The 17803-nt window shown below is 71.3% G+C and carries 17 protein-coding genes; 4 read left to right on the forward strand and 13 right to left on the reverse strand.

Annotated features, from left to right (window positions below):
- Positions 1–41: 41 nt before the first annotated feature.
- The 4 genes from BN4251_RS18255 to BN4251_RS07220 form a co-directional block, all read right to left on the reverse strand.
- Entirely contained in the window at positions 42–206 is a 165-nt protein-coding gene (locus BN4251_RS18255) for a hypothetical protein (RefSeq protein ID WP_170931873.1), read from the reverse strand.
- Positions 207–320: 114 nt separating this feature from the next.
- A complete protein-coding gene (gene ndk, locus BN4251_RS07210; RefSeq protein ID WP_087484455.1) occupies positions 321–746 on the reverse strand; it encodes a nucleoside-diphosphate kinase in 426 nt (141 codons plus the stop codon).
- Between the two features lie 64 nt (positions 747–810).
- A complete protein-coding gene (locus BN4251_RS07215; protein WP_087484456.1) occupies positions 811–1227 on the reverse strand; it encodes a DUF4233 domain-containing protein in 417 nt (138 codons plus the stop codon).
- A gap of 2 nt (positions 1228–1229) precedes the next feature.
- Positions 1230–2579, reverse strand: a complete 1350-nt coding sequence (locus BN4251_RS07220) for a bifunctional folylpolyglutamate synthase/dihydrofolate synthase (protein WP_087484457.1) — start codon at positions 2577–2579, stop codon at positions 1230–1232.
- A 209-nt stretch (positions 2580–2788) separates the two neighbouring features.
- On the opposite strand from BN4251_RS07220, the gene BN4251_RS07225 reads away from it, so the two are divergent.
- Positions 2789–3580 (forward strand): hypothetical protein, encoded by a 792-nt coding sequence (locus tag BN4251_RS07225; protein WP_087484458.1) that lies wholly within the window; start codon positions 2789–2791, stop codon positions 3578–3580.
- Positions 3577–5187: a WXG100 family type VII secretion target gene (locus BN4251_RS07230; protein ID WP_087484459.1), complete on the forward strand. Its 1611-nt coding sequence runs from the start codon at positions 3577–3579 to the stop codon at positions 5185–5187. The genes BN4251_RS07225 and BN4251_RS07230 overlap by 4 nt, the downstream gene beginning before the upstream one ends.
- Positions 5188–5280: 93 nt before the next feature.
- Here the strand turns inward: BN4251_RS07230 and BN4251_RS07235 are convergent, their stop codons facing one another.
- The 3 genes from BN4251_RS07235 to ileS all read right to left on the reverse strand — a co-directional run bounded on the left by BN4251_RS07235 (position 5281) and on the right by ileS (position 10746).
- A complete protein-coding gene (locus BN4251_RS07235; RefSeq protein ID WP_170931874.1) occupies positions 5281–5724 on the reverse strand; it encodes a hypothetical protein in 444 nt (147 codons plus the stop codon).
- 85 nt (positions 5725–5809) lie between these two features.
- Positions 5810–7276, reverse strand: coding sequence for an S-layer homology domain-containing protein (locus BN4251_RS18655; RefSeq protein ID WP_245810241.1), 1467 nt, complete (start codon positions 7274–7276; stop codon positions 5810–5812).
- A 173-nt stretch (positions 7277–7449) separates the two neighbouring features.
- Positions 7450–10746, reverse strand: coding sequence for an isoleucine--tRNA ligase (gene ileS / locus BN4251_RS07245; protein ID WP_087484461.1), 3297 nt, complete (start codon positions 10744–10746; stop codon positions 7450–7452).
- Positions 10747–11188: 442 nt separating this feature from the next.
- On the opposite strand from ileS, the gene BN4251_RS07250 reads away from it, so the two are divergent.
- Positions 11189–11425: a hypothetical protein gene (locus BN4251_RS07250; RefSeq protein WP_087484462.1), complete on the forward strand. Its 237-nt coding sequence runs from the start codon at positions 11189–11191 to the stop codon at positions 11423–11425.
- A gap of 145 nt (positions 11426–11570) precedes the next feature.
- Positions 11571–11843 carry a 2Fe-2S iron-sulfur cluster-binding protein gene (locus BN4251_RS07255; protein WP_087484463.1) on the forward strand — a complete coding sequence of 91 codons (273 nt, stop codon included), beginning with the start codon at positions 11571–11573 and terminating at the stop codon, positions 11841–11843.
- An 18-nt stretch (positions 11844–11861) separates the two neighbouring features.
- On the opposite strand, the gene BN4251_RS07260 is transcribed toward BN4251_RS07255, so the two are convergent.
- The 6 genes from BN4251_RS07260 to BN4251_RS07285 form a co-directional block, all read right to left on the reverse strand.
- Entirely contained in the window at positions 11862–12086 is a 225-nt protein-coding gene (locus BN4251_RS07260) for a hypothetical protein (protein ID WP_087484464.1), read from the reverse strand.
- Between the two features lie 195 nt (positions 12087–12281).
- Complete coding sequence (locus BN4251_RS07265; protein WP_425426193.1) at positions 12282–14186, reverse strand: ABC transporter ATP-binding protein; 1905 nt, start codon at positions 14184–14186, stop codon at positions 12282–12284.
- On the reverse strand, positions 14186–14971 hold the full coding sequence (locus tag BN4251_RS07270; protein WP_087484465.1) for an SDR family oxidoreductase: 786 nt from the start codon (positions 14969–14971) through the stop codon (positions 14186–14188). The genes BN4251_RS07265 and BN4251_RS07270 overlap by 1 nt, the downstream gene beginning before the upstream one ends.
- A 51-nt stretch (positions 14972–15022) precedes the next feature.
- Complete coding sequence (locus BN4251_RS07275; RefSeq protein ID WP_087484466.1) at positions 15023–15928, reverse strand: cation diffusion facilitator family transporter; 906 nt, start codon at positions 15926–15928, stop codon at positions 15023–15025.
- On the reverse strand, positions 15925–16350 hold the full coding sequence (locus BN4251_RS07280; protein WP_087484467.1) for an ArsR/SmtB family transcription factor: 426 nt from the start codon (positions 16348–16350) through the stop codon (positions 15925–15927). Before BN4251_RS07280 ends, BN4251_RS07275 begins: the two co-directional genes overlap by 4 nt.
- Positions 16351–16499: 149 nt before the next feature.
- Positions 16500–17801: a dicarboxylate/amino acid:cation symporter gene (locus BN4251_RS07285; protein WP_087484468.1), complete on the reverse strand. Its 1302-nt coding sequence runs from the start codon at positions 17799–17801 to the stop codon at positions 16500–16502.
- Positions 17802–17803 lie beyond the last annotated feature (2 nt).

Below are 17803 nucleotides of genomic sequence, written 5' to 3' on the forward strand. Positions count from 1 at the left end.
CCCGGCCCGATTCGGGACCTTCACATGCGGTGCCCGCCCCTTCAGCGGCGGGTGCGCGAGGTGTGGCGGGGATCGTCGTCGTCGCGGCTGCCGCGTTCGTCGTCGACGGCGCCCTTGAGGTGCGGCAGCGCGACCGCGACCAGGATCCCCGCGGCCAGGAGCACGGCGAGGGCCAGGAACACGATGACGACGAAGGGCAGGTCCATGGTCGTCATTGTGCACCGCGCGGCTGGGGTGAGGCTGGACCGCGGGGTGCGGCGCGCCTCACCCCGGCCGGCGCGGGATGGCTCGGGCGAGGTCGGACTTGAGAGCGCGGAGGCTCAGCCCAGCTCGGGGAACCAGATGCCGATCTCGCGGGCTGCGGACTCCTCGGAGTCCGAGCCGTGCACGAGGTTCTGGATGACGGGCAGGTCCCACTCGCGAGCCAGGTCGCCGCGGATGGTGCCGGGGGCGGCCTCGGTGGGGTTGGTGGCGCCGGCCAGGGAGCGGAATCCGGGGATCACGCCCTCACCCTCGGCGACGATCGCAACGAGAGGGGCGGAGCCCATGTAGTCGACGAGGCCGGGATAGAAGGGCTTGCCCTCGTGCTCGGCGTAGTGGGCGGCGAGCTCCTCGGCGGTGGCGGTGCGCTGGGCCAGAGCGAGGATGTCGTATCCCTTGGCCTCGATGCGGCGGATGATCTCCCCGCGCAGGCCGCGCTGGACGGCGTCGGGCTTGAGCAGGACGAGTGTGCGCTGTGCGGTCATGGCACCAGGGTACCCACGTGGGCGGATGCTCCCGGCCATGACCGGCCTGTCGGGACCGCGGAGGTCAGCTGGCCCCTCCGTCGGACTCCGCGGCGCGAGCGGCGAGCACCTGCGCGTCGACCTCGTCCTTCTCGGCGTCGAGCTGATGGCCCTTGAAGATGCCGTAGGTGTACAGGGCCGCGAATCCGGCGCCCACCACCCACATCGCGGTGACCTGGAGGCCCAGCAGCAGCACGGGCAGCTGCAGCGCGAGCCCGAGCCAGTACGGCCAGGCGCCGCGCTTGAGCATCCCCGAACACAGCACCAGGGCGAGCACGGTCAGCAGCGCCCAGGTCCAGGTCAGGGCGCGGTCGTCGGGCACGAGCTGGTGCGCCACCAGCGCCGCGAAGAACACCACGAACGCCTCGGTCACCAGGACCGTCGCGGAGATCATCCGCTGCGCGCCATGCGGGCGGGGCGAGGGGGTGAGGTCGAGGTTCATGGTCAGTCCTCCTCCGGCACGCCGAGCAGGTCGCGCACCTCGGCCACGAGGGTCACAGAACCGGCGGCGACCACTCCCCCGAACTGGTCCCCGTCCAGCTCGGCGAGGTCCACGGCGGCCTGGATCGCGTCCGGCAGGCTGGGCTGCTCGAAGACGCGGTCCTCGTCGTCGAAGATGTCGCGGGCGAGCTCGGCGAGACGGTCCGTGGGCACGGCGCGCGGGGAGCTCGACTGGGAGATCACCACCGCGTCCAGCAGCGGTTCGAGCGCCTCGAGCACCCCTGCGGCGTCCTTCTCCTGGAGGATGCCGATCAGGCCGACGGAGCGGGTGAAGCGGAAGTTCTCGCGGACGGTCTCGACCAGGGTCAGCGCCCCGGCGGGGTTGTGCGCGGCATCCAGCAGAACGGTGGGCGCCTGGCGCACCACCTCCGCGCGCCCCGGCGAGGTGACGGTCGACAGCGCGGCACCGAGCATCTCGCCGTCCAGGACCGTGCCGCCGTCGCCGAGCAGGGCCTCCGCCGCGGAGACGGCGAGGAGGGCGTTGCGGGCCTGATGCTCGCCCAGCAGCGAGAGGAACAGGTCCTCATAGCGGCCGGCGATGCCCTGGAGGGTCAGCATCTGCCCGCCCACGCCCGGGGTCCGGGCGATCACGCCGATCTGCTGATCCTCGACCGCGGCCTCCGCGCCCAGCTCGGTGATCCGCTCGCGCAGCACATCGGCGGCGTCCTGGTAGGGCTGGGAGGCGATCACCGCGGTGGCCCGGGAGGTGAGGATCCCTGCCTTCTCCCCCGCGATCTCTGCGATGGTCTCCCCGAGGTACTCCTGGTGGTCCAGGGAGATGGGGGTGATCACGGCGACGTCGGGGTCGACGGCGCCGGTCGCGTCCCAGGTCCCGCCGAGCCCGGTCTCCACCACGGCGACGTCGACCGGGGCGGAGGCGAAGGCCTGGAAGGACATCGCGGTGAGGTACTCGAAGTAGGTCAGGGGCGGTCCGCCGGCGGCCGCGGACTCGGCGTCGACGATCGCGGCGAAGGGCTCCACGTCCCGGTAGGCCTGGAGGAAGCCCTCCTCGTCGATCGATGCTCCGTCGATCGCGATCCGCTCGACGGGAGAGCGCAGGTGCGGGCTGGTGGTGCGCCCCGTGCGCAGACCCGCCTCGCGCAGGATCCGCTCGAGGATCCGCGCGGTGGTGGTCTTGCCGTTGGTGCCGGCGATCCGGATCGACCGGTACGAGTTCTGCGGGTCCCCCATCAGCTCCATCACGCGCGTGATGCGCGAGAGGTCGGGCTCGATCCGGTTCTCCGGTGCGCGCTCGAGCAGCGCCGCATAGACCTCTCGCAGCTCGGGCGACATGGTCGGACGGGAGGGACGGGGCACAGCGGCTCCTGGATCAGCACGGACGGGGCGCGGCTCAGTGTACGAGCAGCGGCTGTGACGGTTCCTCCCCACCGTGCCCGGGTCCACAACGGCCAGGGCCCCCTCCTCGCGGATGTGAGCGCCCCCATACGCTCCAGGAGACGAACGAGGGCCGACGGGGCCCGCCGAGGGATGAGGGGGATGCGATGACCGAGGTGATCGCGACCGTGCAGCGCGCGGCGCAGAGCGCGGGCCGGGGAGCCGATCCCGGCCGGGAATGGAATCCGGTGTACCGGGTGCTGGCCGAGGAATCGAGCCGCAGCCACGACACCGGCACGAGCGCCGGAGCGGTGGGCCTCGAGGGGCCCGGCCTGGATCTGGTGGCCCGGCACCTGCGATCGTCCGCCCTGCTGGTCATCGCGGTGACCGACGGTGAGCGGACGCGCAGCCTGCGGATCGGCCTGGCACCGTCCACCGCGACGCTCGAACGGGCCGATGGCGAGGGCCCCTCGCACTGGTGCGAGGTCGACGTGCAGCAGGTGCCCGCGGCGGTCACCTCGCTGCTCGAGGACTCCGGCATCGCGCTGTCCCCCGCGCAGCTGAGCGTCGAGCACCAGCGCGATGCCCTGCGCCTCTCCCCCGCCCAGAGCCGGCTCGCGCACGCCGCACTCCTGCACGGGGCTCCGGCCGAGGAGGCGTTCGCGAGCATCCCTGATCTCGACGAGGCGCCGCGCGATGCGCTCACGGCGACCGGGCCGCGGGTCTCTCTCGCCCTGACCCTCCACGACCCGCACCGGCAGGTCGCGGAGGAGCCGATCACCTGGTCCCGCCTGTGGGTCCACGGGCGGCACGGGCTGTACCGGCTCGATCAGCCCGCGAGCCCCGCGCTCGAGGTCCATCCGGTCGCAGACGGCGACGTGCTGGGCAGCGTGCTGCCGGTGCTCGAGCAGGGGATCCGCTTCGCGTCCGCGAGCGCCGCCTCGGGCGGTGCGCGATGAGCGCCTTCTGGGGCATGGACCCTGCGCAGGTGCGTGCGCATGCCGAACGACTGCGCACGGCCTCGGGCCAGGTCGAGGCCGTCACTGCGCGGCTCGGCGCCGCCGTGGACGGCACGGCGTGGACCGGCGCTGATGCCGAGCAGTTCCGCCACCGCTGGCAGAACGGCGCCGCCCAGCACCTCCAGACGCTGAGCACCGAGCTGCTCGCGCTCGGAGACGGGGCGTGCGGCGAGGCGGAGCAGCAGGACGCCGCCTCGAGCCCACAGGGCCGGGGCTCCGACGGCGCGGGCGCAGAGGGCGCGGCCGGCGAGGAGCACCGCGGCACGAGAGCCCCAGCCGACGGCTCCGGTGCGGGTGCGCGCGGCGGCTATCTCCACGAGGACAACCCCTGGATCCCGGACTGGCTCGAGGGCCCGGCCGAGGATCTCCTCTCGGCCTTCGCCGGCACGGCCTCCGAGGCGATCGGCCAGGGGTTCGACACCGGGTTCGACATGCTCGAGGACGGGCTGGACCGGTTCGGGGTCAGCACCGCCGGGCTCGCCCAGTTCCAGCGGGATGCGAGCCACTTCGGGGAGATCCTCGGGGACTGGGCCACCGGCGAGCGCGTGCCGACGATCGCCGAGCTGGGCGCCGCGGGTCTGCTGGCGGCGGGCTCGGGCGGTGTGGGGATGTGGGAGGCCGTCACCGGGCAGGACACTGCGCTGCTGGATGACCGGCCGGGAGGCATCGTCGACTCGGTGCGCACCGAGCCCGTCCCCGCGCAGGGCGCGCAGACCCTGCAGGACCTGATCGTGCAGAACGATGCGCTGCGGATGGACAACCCCGGTGGGCCTCTCGAGCACGGGCAGATCGGCATCCAGGAGGTCCATCGCACCGGCGGCGGTGATCCCGCGTACATCGTCCAGGTCCCGCCCACGGAGGGCGCTGCCTTCTCCGACGTCCCCGGCGCCTACGGGGAGCAGGGCAATTCGCGGGACTGGGGCTCGAACCTGCGCCTGGTGGCCGGGCAGCATCCCGCCGCGATGGATGACGTGCGCGCCGCGATGGAGGCCGCCGGGGTGCCGGCGGGCGCCGATGTGCTGCTGGTCGGCCATTCCCAGGGCGGCATCGTGGCGAACCATCTCTCCGCCGATCCCACCTTCAACAGCAGCTCCGGCGACTCCGGCACCTACAACGTGACCCATGCGTTCTCGGTGGGCTCCCCGGTGCAGACCGTGGTGCCCGCCCAGGGCTCGACCCAGTCGGTGAACGTGAACCACGGCGGCGGGTTCGGTGCGGACGGGATCAGCGGAGACCTGATCCCCGCCCTGGATCTGGGCGGCGCGCAGGCGGACGGCGGCACGCTGAGCGCGCCCCACCGGCACGAGGTGACACTGCCCGGCTATCCGGTCCCCTCCGCCCATCCGGTGACGATCCTGCAGTCGAACCACGACTCGATGGGTCTGCAGGGCGAGGCCACCGGCGGCTACGCGGGAAGCGTCGGGCGGGCGACTGCTGGTGATCCCACGCTGTCCTCGCTGGAGCGCGATCTCACCGGCCGGTACCTCGGAGAGGGCACCACCGTCGTGGGATCCCAGGTGGTGACGGTGGGCCGCGGTGCACCGTGAGCGCAGCGCGCCACGGCGCCGCGGCACCTGCCCCGCTGGTCCGCGGACCTCGGCGGAGTCCCGTCCCGCGGCGTGCAGTGCCGTCCGTGGGACTCAGCTCAGGCCGTACTTGGCGTAGAAGGAGCCGGCCGTGATCCGGTCCAGGCGCGGATTCGCCGCCTGCATATCGGGCTCGAGCTCCATGGCGGTGATCTCCCCGCCGTTCGCGAGGACCGCGGTGATCCAGCCGACCCGAAGACTCTCCGCTTCGGGCTCGCCGAGCTCGTCATGGACGACGGTGACGATCGCGCGCATCGCCTCGTCGAACACGGCGAGCCCCGCGGCATGGTCCTCGGTCTCGAGGGTGAGGGTGCCGCGCAACGCGCGTTCGAAGTTCGCGCCGTCCTCCGGCTCCAGCTCCGCGCCCGAGACGCCGTCGATCTCTGCGGCGGCCGCCTGGGCCGCTTCGGCGAGCTTCCTGCGCTCGCCGCCGCACCCGCTGAGAGCCATCGCCGCCAGCGCGGCGACCCCTCCCAGAACTCCCCGTCTGCTCACCATGCTCATCCCCTCGTCCGGCGCTTTCCGACCGAGCATGCCACGTCCAGGGGACTCTCCGGGCAGGGCTGTGGATGACGAAGAGGGTTCAGGCGACCTTCCAGCGGTAGACGAAGGCGGCCATGGCATCGCGGTTGATCGGCTGCAGCGGGCGGTACGTCCCGTCGCTCCAGCCGGTGGTGATTCCGACGGACTCCGCCCAGGAGATCTCCTTGTAGAACGTCGACGTGCTCGAGACGTCCTCGAACGGGGAGTCCCGAGGCGGCGTGTAGGCGGGCTCCCCTGCTGAGCGGTAGAGGAAGGCGGCCATGGCGTCGCGGTTCACCGGCGCGAGCGGGCGGAAGCTGTCCTTGCCCCAGCCGGTGGTGATGCCCTGCGCCTCGGCCCAGGTGATCTCCTTGTAGAACGTCGAACCGACCGGGACATCCTTGAACGGAGAGACCCTCGGGGGCGTGAATTCCGGTTCGCCGGCGGCGCGGTAGAGGAAGGCCACCATCGCGTCACGGGCGATCGGTCGCAGCGGGCGATAGCTGTAGCCGTTCTTCTCCTTCCACCCCTCGGACAGGCCCTCGTGCTTCATCCAGGCGATCTCGGTGAAGAAGATCGAACTGCCGTAGGGCACGTCGACGAACGGTGCTGCGGGGTCCTTGCCCCACGGGGCGGAGATCGGCCAGCGGGACTCGGGGGCGCCCGTCGGCGAGCCGAACCACAGCGAGAAGTTCCGGAAGAAGTTGCGATTGCCGTAGGTCGCGCAGACGTCGTCGGAGACCGCCCCGGCCCCTGCGTCGAGCGTGGCCTGGGTGGGGGTGAACGGGGTGTAGTTGTACAGCGCGGCTGTGGCCCGGTTGGCGATCGTCACCTCGCCGTAGCCGCAGAACTCGTACGGGCTGTACTGGATGGTGTAGGTGCGTCCGGCCTGGTAGCGGTAGCCCCGCTGCGGGTCGCCGTACTCCTGCAGGCGGGAGGTGCCGTAGTAGATCTGGTGGACGAACCCGCTGTACTTGTCGTCGCAGGCCCGGAAGTCCGGGCAGGCGAAGCCGAGCGCCTTCTCGAGCTGCCTCGGGGTGGCGTTCCGGGTGGTGATCAGGCCCTGCTCCTTCTGGAGCATCACCAGGATCACCTGAGGGTTCACGCCGCAGGCGCGGGCCGCGTCGGTGATGATCTGCCCGGCGGTCGCATTCTTCACCGCGGGGACCGCATCGCAGTACGCGGTCGCGGCACGGCGCGGGGTGTTCTCGCGGAGGTTCTTCAGGCAGGGAGCTCCGTCGGTGCCGTCCTTGCAGGCGCTGCCCTCCTTACGGAGGAAGGCATCGACCTGGTCGCGGTTCATCGAATCGGCCTTGAACATCATCGTGTCGGTGATGAGCAGATTCGGAGAGAAGCCGCCGAGCCCGGAGGGCGGGGTCTCGGCGCGCGCGCTCGGCGCGGCGGCGAGCATGGAGCCGGCCAGCAGCAGCAGGGCGAGGAGGGCGAGCGCGGGTCGGCGCAGGCCGGCGTTCGCGGAAGCGGTCGTCGCCGAGAGCGCGTGACGGGGGGCGGGGGAAGTGCTGACCATCTTGATCTCCGAGCTCAGAGGACCCCGGGATCGGTTCCCTCCCCGCTCTAGGCCGGAGAACAGGGTCCACGAACTTTCAAGGACCAGTCGAGACCGAGTTGCAACGCATCGGCGCGGGCCCCGTGCTGCAGGGCCCGCGCCGACGTCTCAGAACCTTCGCAGAGGTCCTCGACTCAGATCTTCGCGACGGAGACGCGCACGGTGCCGCCGGTGACCTTCTCGCTCGCCTCGTGCGCGCCGTCGGCCGGGGCCGCGGGAGCCTCGAGCTCGAGCGCGAGCACCTCGGCGGAGACCAGCTCGCGGTGCGCGGTGACCGCGGCGACCACCTGTGCGTCGCCGTCCACGGTCAGGCGGATCCGGTCGGAGACCTCGAGCCCCGCCTCGCGGCGTGCGGACTGGATCGCCCGCACCACATCACGGGCGATGCCCTCGGCCTCGAGCTCCTCGGTGACCCGGGTATCGAGCGCGATGAAGTCACCGCCGCGCAGCACGCCCACGGCGCGCCCCTCCATCGCGGCGGACTCCCCCGCCACGAGGTCCAGCGAGTACTCGCCCTCGGCCAGCGCGATGCCGCCGGAGGTAACCGTGCCGGCCTCGTCCACGGACCAGTCGCCGCTCTTGGAGCCCTTGATGACGGTCTGGACCTGCTTGCCCAGTCGCGGGCCGGCGGCGCGGGCGTTGACGCTCAGGCGCTGCTCGACGCCCATGCCCTGGGCCTCCTCGCTCGCCACGTCCAGCAGTCGCACGGCCTTGACGTTGAGCTCGTCGGAGATGATCGAGGCGAACGCCTCGAGCGAGGCCGGGGCGTGGTGCACCACCGTGAGCTCGGCCAGCGGAAGGCGGGCGCGCAGCTGCTCCTTCTTGCGCAGGGCGTTGCCGGCGCTCGCGATGGCGCGCACATCGTCCATCCGGGCCACGAGGTCCGCATCCTGCGGGAACAGGTCCGCATCCGGCCAGTCCGTCAGGTGCACGGAGCGGCCGCCGGTGAGCTGCTTCCAGATCTCCTCGGAGACCATCGGCAGCAGCGGTGCCGCGACCCGGCACAGCGTCTCCAGGCAGGTGGAGAGCACGTCGATGGCCTGCTCGTCACCCTCCCAGAAGCGGTCGCGGGAGCGGCGCACGTACCAGTTGGTGAGCATGTCCAGGTAGTCCTGGATCAGCTCGGCGGCGTCGGCGATCGACAGCGCGGTCATCGCCGCCTTCACCTCGCGCACGAGGTCGCCGGTGCGGGCCAGCAGGTAGCGGTCCATGACGTCGGTGGAGTCGTAGCGGGTGGCTCCGCGGTAGCCGACCGGCGTCCCGTCGGCATCCTTCTCCCCCGCCGCGTTGGCGTACAGGCCCAGGAAGTACCAGACGTTCCACAGCGGCAGCACCACGTGGCGCGTGGCGTCACGGATCTTCGGCTCGTCCACGACCAGGTTGCCGCCGCGCAGGATGGGCGAGCTCATCAGGAACCAGCGCATCGCGTCGGCCCCGTACTTGTCGAACATCTCGCGCACGTCGGGGTAGTTGCGCAGCGACTTGGACATCTTCTGCCCGTCCTCGCCGAGCACGATGCCGTGGCAGATCACCGAGGTGAAGGCGGGGCGGTCGAACAGCGCGGTGGACAGCACGTGCATGACGTAGAACCAGCCGCGGGTCTGGCCGATGTACTCGACGATGAAGTCCGCCGGGTTGTGCGACTCGAACCAGTCGGTGTTCTCGAAGGGGTAGTGCATCTGCGCGAACGGCATCGACCCGGAGTCGAACCAGACGTCGAAGATCTCCTCGACGCGGCGCATGGTGGACTTCCCCGTCGGGTCGTCGGGGTTCGGGCGGGTGAGCTGGTCGATGTAGGGGCGGTGGAGGTCCACCTCGCCGTGCTCGTTGCGGGGCAGGGTGCCGAAGGCCTCCTCGATCTCGGCGAGGGAGCCGTAGACCTCGATGCGCGGGTGGTTCGGGTCGTCGCTCTTCCAGATCGGCAGCGGCGTGCCCCAGTAGCGGTTGCGGGAGATCGCCCAGTCGCGGGCGCCCTCGAGCCAGCGGCCGAACTGGCCGTGCTTGACGTTGCCGGGCACCCAGTCGATCTGCTCGTTGAGCTCGAGCATGCGCTCGCGCTGATCGGCGACCTTCACGTACCAGGAGCTGACGGCCTTGTAGATCAGCGGGGTGCGGCAGCGCCAGCAGTGCGGGTAGGAGTGCACGTAGCTGGCCTCGCGCACGAGGCGTCCGGCGCGCTGGAGGTTGCGGATGATCGGGCGGTTCGCCTCGAACACCTGCACTCCGGCGATCTCGTCGAGCTCGGTGCCGGCGAAGTAGTCCAGGAACTGGGCACCGTCATCCACGGAGACGATCACGGGGATTCCGTACTCGGCGTTGACCTGCTGGTCGATCTCACCGTAGGCGGTGGCCTGGTGGACCACGCCGGTGCCGTCGTCGGTGGAGACGTAGTCCGCGACGGTGACGATCCAGGCGTTCTCGGTGCCCCACTTCACGCGGTCCTCGGAGTAGACCGTCCACAGCGGCTGGTAGGCCACGTGCTCGAGCTCGGCGCCGGCGAAGACGCGCTCCTCGCACGCGGCGAGTGCATCCTCGGCGCTCTCGTAGCCGAGCTCCTTGGCGTAGGAGCCGACGAGCGCGCGGGCCAGCAGATAACGACCCTCCCCCGCGGCGGTGCCGTCGGCCGCGCCAAGCGGACCGGCCGGCAGCACCGCGTACTCGAGCTCGGGGCCGACGGCGAGGGAGAAGTTGGTGGGCAGGGTCCAGGGGGTGGTGGTCCAGGCGAGAGCCTTCACGCCCTCGAGCCCCAGCTCGGCGGCCTTCTCGCCAGCGAAGGGGAAGGTGACGGTGACGGTCTGGTCCTGGCGCTCCTGGTAGACGTCGTCGTCCATGCGCAGCTCGTGCGCGGACAGCGGGGTCTGGTCCTTCCAGCAGTAGGGCAGGACGTAATAGCCCTCGTAGGCGCGGCCCTTGTCGTAGAGGGTCTTGAACGCCCACAGCACCGACTCCATGAAGGTGACGTCGAGGGTCTTGTAGTCGTTCTCGAAGTCGACCCAGCGCGCCTGGCGGGTGACGTAGTCCTCCCACTCCTCGGTGTACTTCAGCACCGAGGCGCGGGCGGCGCTGTTGAACTCCTGGACGCCCATCTCCTCGATCTCGCGCTTCTCGGTCATGCCGAGCTCCCGCATGGCCTCGAGCTCGGCGGGCAGCCCGTGGGTGTCCCAGCCGAAGCGGCGGTCCACCTTGTTCCCGCACATGGTGCGGAAGCGCGGCACGACGTCCTTGACGAAGCCGGTCAGCAGGTGCCCGTAGTGGGGCAGGCCGTTGGCGAAGGGGGGACCGTCGTAGAAGACGAACTCCTCGGCGCCCTCGCGCTGCGCGATCGAGGCGCGGAAGGTGTCGTCGGTGCGCCAGAACTCCTGGATCGCGTTCTCGAGCGCGGGCAGGTTCGGCGAGGGGACGAGCGGGGCTCCGGTGACCGGGTAGACCATGAGGGCGGACCTCCGAGGGAGAACAGGGGACGGCGGCTGGGACATCTCGATGTCCGAGGACGCCTCCGACCCGGGGGCCGGTGGCGCGGTACCACCTCGGTTGACGCCTCGCGCCGACGACTGCCGACGGGACCTCCCCTTGTTCCTCAGCTGTGACGGGCTGGTCCCGGCGGGTTCTACTGGGCCCGGCCCGCGAGCGGGCGGTGGGCGGTTCTTCCCGCGGCTCTCCGGTGATGGCCGGGTCGATGCCGATGGCGCTCAGTGTACGCCGCGCCCCGCACCCGGTCACGCGCTCTCCCGGCAGAAGAGATGCGGGGAACAGCAGCGCTGCGCGGCCTCGTCCCCAGGCCTCCTGCGCCGTGCGTCCAGCCTGTGCACAGGCCCGCACTGTGCGATGGGGCCTTCGGTGCACGTGATGGCACCGGGAGGAGGAGATGACGCTATGGACGATGCGACCGGCCCTCGCCGGGCACGGCCCGGGGCCTCGGCGCTCGGTGCCGCGGCCCTGCTGGTGCTGAGCTTCGGGCCCTCCGCGCTCGCGCTGAGCCCCTCGAGCGCGCCCGCACCGTCGCCGACGCCCCGTGCGGCGATCTCCGCGCCCGCACCCAGCTCCGCGACGAGCGCGCTGCCGCGCGAGATCGGGAGCACGGCGTCGCAGGAGCGGACTGAGCAGGCCTGAGCAGGCCTGAGCGCGTCTGCACGCTCGGCGTGAGGTGCGCCTGACGAGGCCCGTCTCACCTCGTCGCTGCGGTGATGTCGTGGAAGACTGGGACCTGAGATGTGCTGCCCCGTGTCCCGGGGCGATCGATGCAGAAGGAGCGAGGATGTCGCTGTTCGGGGAGCCCTTCACCGCGAAGTGCCTGAAGTCGGGGATCACGGTCGAGGTCGAGGAAGGCCAATCCCTCCTCCAGGCGCTGCTGGACGCCGACGTGTCGATGGACTACTCGTGCGAGGGCGGCGTGTGCGGCACCTGCGTGGTGCCCCTCGTCTCCGGCCAGGTGGAGCACATGGACGAGTTCCTCATGGATGACGAGAAGGACGATCAGATGATCACCTGCGTCTCCCGCGGCGAGGGCGAGATCGAGATCGACGTCTGAGGAGAGCCCTTCAGGCGTTCACAGTCGCGGGCCGGCGACGGCCCAGGCGACCCCCACCAGCATCACCAGCGAGGCGGCGCAGCCGATCGCCAGCGGCAGCGCGAGGCTCGGCCCCGCAATCAGCAGCACCAGCGTCCCCAGCGCCGCGATGATCAGCAGCAGGGCGAAGAGCACGGGGCGGCCGACGGCGGGCTTCGTCCAGCGGCCGCCGCGCTCGATGTGCCCCGGATGCATCGTGGTCATGAGGTGCTCTCCTGCCTGGTGTGTGCACCGGCGCCGCCCTGCATGCACGGTGCGGCGCCTCTCCATGAAGAGATCCTTCCCTGCGCACCGGGGTGTGCACATCCCGCGCAGGGAGGACATCGCCCTCCACCTTTGGTCGTACTCCGCCCTGAGCAGAGCCCTCCGCGGCGCGCGCCCGTCCCGACCGGTCCCGCCTCAGGGGTGCAGCGGTGCCGCCCCTGTCCCCTCCGCGCCGGCCGCGTCCTGATCGCGTCGCGCGTCCTGGCGGGCCAGCTGTGCGAAGGCGCCATCGCGGGCGACGAGCTCCTCGTAGGTGCCCCGTTCGACGATCTTCCCTGACTGCATCACGATGATCTGGTCGGCGTGGCGCACGGTCGAGAGCCGGTGGGCGATCGAGACGGTGGTGCGTCCGCGCGCCGCGGCGTCGAGCGCGCCGGACATCGCGCGCTCGGTGGCGACGTCGAGCGCGGAGGTGGCCTCGTCCAGCAGCAGCACCGGCGGGTCCCGCAGGATGGTGCGGGCCAGGGCCAGGCGCTGCTTCTCCCCGCCGGAGAAGCGGTAGCCGCGCTCCCCCACCACGGTGGCGTAGCCGTCCGGCAGGGAGACGATGTGGTCGTGGATCTGCGCGATCCGGCAGGCCTGCTCGATCTCCGCATCGCTCGCCTCGGGGCGGGCGAAGCGCAGGTTGTCCGCGATGCTCGCGTGCAGCAGATAGGTCTCCTGGGTGACCACGCCGATGCTCGCGGCGAGCGATCCCATGGTGATCCCCCGCAGGTCGTGCCCGTCGAGGGTGATCCTGCCGCCCTGCGGGTCGTAGAGGCGGGCCATCAGGTAGCCGGTGCTGGTCTTGCCCGAGCCGGTCGCGCCCACCAGCGCGGTGTGCTTGCCGGCGGGGATCACGAGGTCCAGCGCCTGCAGGGCCGGCGCCTCGGCGCCCGGGTAGGTGAAGGTGACGTCCTCGAACCGGATCTCGCCGCGCACGGCGGCGGGATCGAGGGCGACGGCATCGGGCGCGTCCTGGATCAGGATCGGGGCGTCGAGGTACTCGAACACCCGAGAGAACAGGGCGAGGGAGCTGTTGACCTGGGTGGCGACCCGCAGCAGTCCGTTGATCTGGGGGAACAGCCCGGACTGGAGGGCGATGAAGGCGACCAGCGTGCCGATGGTGACCCCGCTGCCCACCGGGTCGGAGAACAGCAGGTGGCCGCCCAGCAGATAGGTCAGCGCCGGGAACAGCGCCATCAGGGTGGTGAAGACGGCCATCTGCCAGCGCCCCGCCATCTCGGAGCGGACCTCGAGCTCGGCCAGCTCGCGGGAGCTGCCGGAGAAGGCCTCGCTGAGCGCCTGGGTGCGGCCCATGGTCAGGCCCAGCAGGATCCCGGAGACGGACAGCGACTCCTGGATCCCGGCGGAGAGATCCGCGGCCTTCTCCTGGCGGGTGCGCACGATCTCCCTCCGGCGGCGCCCCACGCGGCGGTTCATCCACACCGCGAAGGGCAGCGCGATCAGGGAGAAAAGCGTCAGCCTCCAGTCCAGAGCCAGCATCGCCACCAGGGCCATCAGCACACCCGCGCCGGCGGAGACGATCTGGGTCATCACGGAGGTGACCACGGCCTGCATCGAGCCGATGTCGGAGAAGATCCGGGACTGGATCTCACCGGTGCGGGTGCGGGTGAAGAACCCCAGGCCCATGCGCTGCAGGTGGGAGAAGACGGCCACGCGCAGATCGTGCATCACCGACTGGCCCACGCGGGTGGAGAGCATCGACTGGGTGACGCCGAGCGCGCTGGAGACGACGGTGACGGCGATCAGCCCACCCACCGCCCAGCCCAGCACGTCGGCGCGCTGCTCGGGCAGGGCGACGTCCACGATCTCGCGGATCAGGAACGGCGAGATGACTCCGGCCGCGGCGCCGAGCACGATCAGCGCGAGCACCCCGGCGAGGGTGCCGCGGTAGGGGCGGAACAGGGCGAGCACCCGTCGCAGATCGGGCCGCTGCCCGGGGGCGAGCTTCAGGTCGGGATTCATCCGGCCGCCCCCGCCGCCCATGCCACCCATTCCGCCCATGCCTCCGTGGCCGGCCCCGCCCAGGGAGGTCATCAGACTCCCTGGTGGCGGGCCACCCGGTGCGCCGCGGCCTGGGCGAGCGGACGCACCATCACCAGGTCGAGGTTCACGTGGTGGGGCGCGTTCAGGGCATAGGAGATGACATCGGCGCAGTCCTCGGCGGTGAGCGGCTGCTCGACCCCGTCGTAGACTGCGTCGGCCGCGTCCTGATCGCCGAGGCGCACCAGGGAGAACTCCTCGGTGCGCACCATGCCGGGGGCGATCTCGATGACGCGGATCCGCTCACCGTTCAGCTCGAGCCGCAGGGCGCCAGCGAGCATGTGCTCGCCGGCCTTGGCGGCGTTGTACCCGGAGCCGCCGGGGTAGGCCTCGTGGCCGGCGACGGAGGTGACGAACAGCAGGTCCCCGCGGCCGCTCTCACGCAGCGCGGGCAGCAGGGCGCGGGTGACGCGCACGGTGCCGAGCACGTTGATGTCATACATCCGCTGCCACTTCTCGAGATCGGCCTCGGCGGCGGTCTCGACGCCGAGAGCCCCGCCGGCCACGTGCACCACGGCGTTCAGGCCGGAGCCGAACAGCTCGCGAGCGCGGGCGACGAGCCGGTCCACGGAGTCGTCGGCGGTGATGTCGACCGCGAGCACCTCGCAGCCGGTCTCCGCGGCGAGTTCCTCGAGCCGATCCTCGCGGCGGGCGACGGCGAGCACGTGCCAGCCCTCCTCGACCAGACGGCGAGCAGTGGCGCGGCCGATGCCGGAGGAGGCGCCGGTGACGACGGCGGTGAGTCGGGATGGGTCCTGAGTGCTGTTCGCGGTGGTCATGGCCTCAGCGTACGCGTCAGCGGGATGTCGTTCCGGGGTGCTCGCCGAGCCTCACCAGCCGACCTCGAGGCAGCCGTGATGGTCGGTGGGCTCGGTCTGGACGGTGGCGTGCGCGATGCCGTGGTGATCGCGCAGCAGCTCCTGGGCAGCGTCCAGCACCCGGTGCGGATCGGCGCCGGGCTCGACCATCAGGTGCACGGTGGCGACCTCCATGCCGGAGGTGAGGGTCCACAGGTGGAGGTCGTGCGCATCGGCGACCCCCTCGAGCGCGGCGAGGTCCGCGTGGACCTGTTCCGGATCGATGCCGGCGGGCGCGGCCTGGCCGAGCACGGTGAGCACCTCCCGGGCCAGCAGCACGGCGCGCACCGCGACGAACGCGGCCACGGCGAGCGCGACCACGGTGTCGATCACCGTGGCACCGGTGAGGTGGATCAGCACCGCCGCGACGATCACACCCACCGAGCCGAGCGTGTCGGCGAGCACCTCGAGATAGGCGCCCTTGATGTTGAGGCTCTCGCTCGCCCCGCCGTGCAGCATCCGCAGCACCACGAGGTTCACCACGAGGCCGAGCGCGCCGACGACGAGCATGGGGCCGGCGTCCACCTCGGGGGCGGCGCCCAGGCGCTGGATCCCGCTGATCCCCACGGCGACGGCGACCGCGAGCATGATCAGCACGGCCAGCAGCGCGGCGAAGACCTCGAGACGGTAGTTGCCGAAGGTGCGGCGTCCGTCCTTGGAGGGGCGGGCGGCGAGCATGGTCGCGGCCAGCGCGGCGGCGAGGGTCACGACGTCGGCCGCCATGTGCCCGGCGTCGGAGAGCAGCGCGAGCGACCCGGACAGCAGGCCCGCCACCAGCTCGACCACGAAGAACGTGCCGATCAGCACCACCGCGATCATCAGCCGCCAGCGGTGCGCGGCCCCCGCATGGCCCGGGGCGGGGCCGTGGTGGTGGCTCATGACGCCACCTCGCCGGACGCGGGGCCGCGGGCCGCGGCCTCGGCGAGCTGTGCACTCTCTGCTCGCTCGGGATGCTCCATCGTGCTGTGCGCGGCATGGGAGACCGCGAGATCCAGCAGCATGCGCACATGCGGGTCGTCGAGGCGGTAGAAGGCACGGCGGCCCTCCCGGCGCACGGCGACGATCCGGTGGGAGCGCAGCAGCTTCAACGCATGGGAGACGGCGGACTCCGAGTGCTCGACGAGCTCGGCCAGGTCCCCCACGCACAGCTCCTGCTCCCGCAGCGCGAGCAGGAGACGCAGGCGCGAGGGGTCGCCGAGCAGCGAGAACACGTCAGCGACGTCCGCGATCGCGGAGGAGGCCGGGATCCGTCCCCGGAGCACGTCGAGAGGACCCACTCCAACATCTGCACGATTGCTCATATGTGCAGTATGGCAGGGCGGATCGTCGGACACCACCCATGGGCGAGAGGCGGAGGGATCGGAGGCACCGCGGGCCCGCCGGGTCCCTCACGGGATGCCGACGGACCCTTGCCGCCTGCGGGGCGGGATGGTCTGTGCGAATGTCCGGTTCAGACGCCCTGTACGTGCGGGGCGCTGTGCGCGGTGAGGTCTCCGCTCACCCGGCCCTTGGACAGGCGGGACATCACCGCGGCGATCGCGCCGTCCCCGGTGACGTTGGTGGCGGTGCCGAAGGAGTCGATCGCGATGTAGGCGGCGATCATCAGGCCCACCGCGGCCTCGCCGAAGCCGAGCAGCGAGGAGAGCACGCCCGCGGCGGCCATGATCGCGCCTCCCGGGACGCCCGGCGCCGCGATCATCACCACGCCCAGCATGAACACGAAGCCCACCAGCGCGCCGAGGTTCAGCGGCATGCCGGTGACGATCATGATCGCGACCGCGAAGGTGGTGATCTTCAGGGTGGAGCCGGCCAGATGGATGGTCGCGCACAGCGGCACCACGAAGTCGGCGATCGCGTCCGGGATGCCGTTGCGCTTGGTGCACTCGGCGGTCACCGGGATGGTCGCCGCCGAGGAGCTGGTGCCGAGGGCGGTCATGTAGGCGGGGAGCATCGTCCACAGCATCCGCAGCGGGTTGCGGCCCATCGCCCAGCCCGCCACGGCGTACTGCGCCAGCAGCACCACCACGGTCATCCCGAGCACCAGCAGGATCACGGCGAGGAAGGTGCCGATGACCGTCCAGATCTGACCGTTCATGGTCAGGCCCAGGAACATGCCGAAGATGTACAGCGGCAGCAGCGGGATGATGATCGCCTCGATGATGCGCACCACGATGGTGCGCAGCTGCACGAAGGACTCCTGGAGGGCGCCCCTGCTGACCAGGGTGAGGCCGATGCCCAGGCAGAACGAGAGCACGAGCGCGGTCATCACGTCGAACACCGGCGGGATCTCGATCGCGAAGTACGGTGCGATCGCGGAGTCCTCGGGGTTCTCGAGCGAGTCGATCCGCTGACCGCCCAGCATGCGCGGCAGCAGGAGCAGAGACAGCGCGAGCGCGAACAGCCCGCACAGGATGGTGGAGAAGTAGGCGATCCCGGCGGTGGCGGCGAGCATCTTCCCGGCGCCGTGGCCGAGCTCGGCGATCGCCGGGGTCACGAGCCCCACGATGATCAGCGGGATGAGGAAGCCGAGGAAGCCGGAGAAGACGCCGTTGAAGGTGGTGAAGACGCGGGCGATCGCCTCGGGTATCACGAGTCCGAGCAGGATGCCGAGCACGATGGCGAGCAGGATCCTCGGGAGCAGGCCGAAGCTCGGTGCACGAGATGCGGCCGCTGCGCGTCCTGCGGGAACGACGGCAGGATCGACGGGAGGGTCGACAGCGGTGTCGACGCCGGAGTCGGAGGAGGGGTTCATGG

Origin of the sequence: Brachybacterium massiliense (assembly GCF_900184245.1) — a bacterium.
Taxonomy (GTDB): Bacteria; Actinomycetota; Actinomycetes; order Actinomycetales; family Dermabacteraceae; genus Brachybacterium; species Brachybacterium massiliense.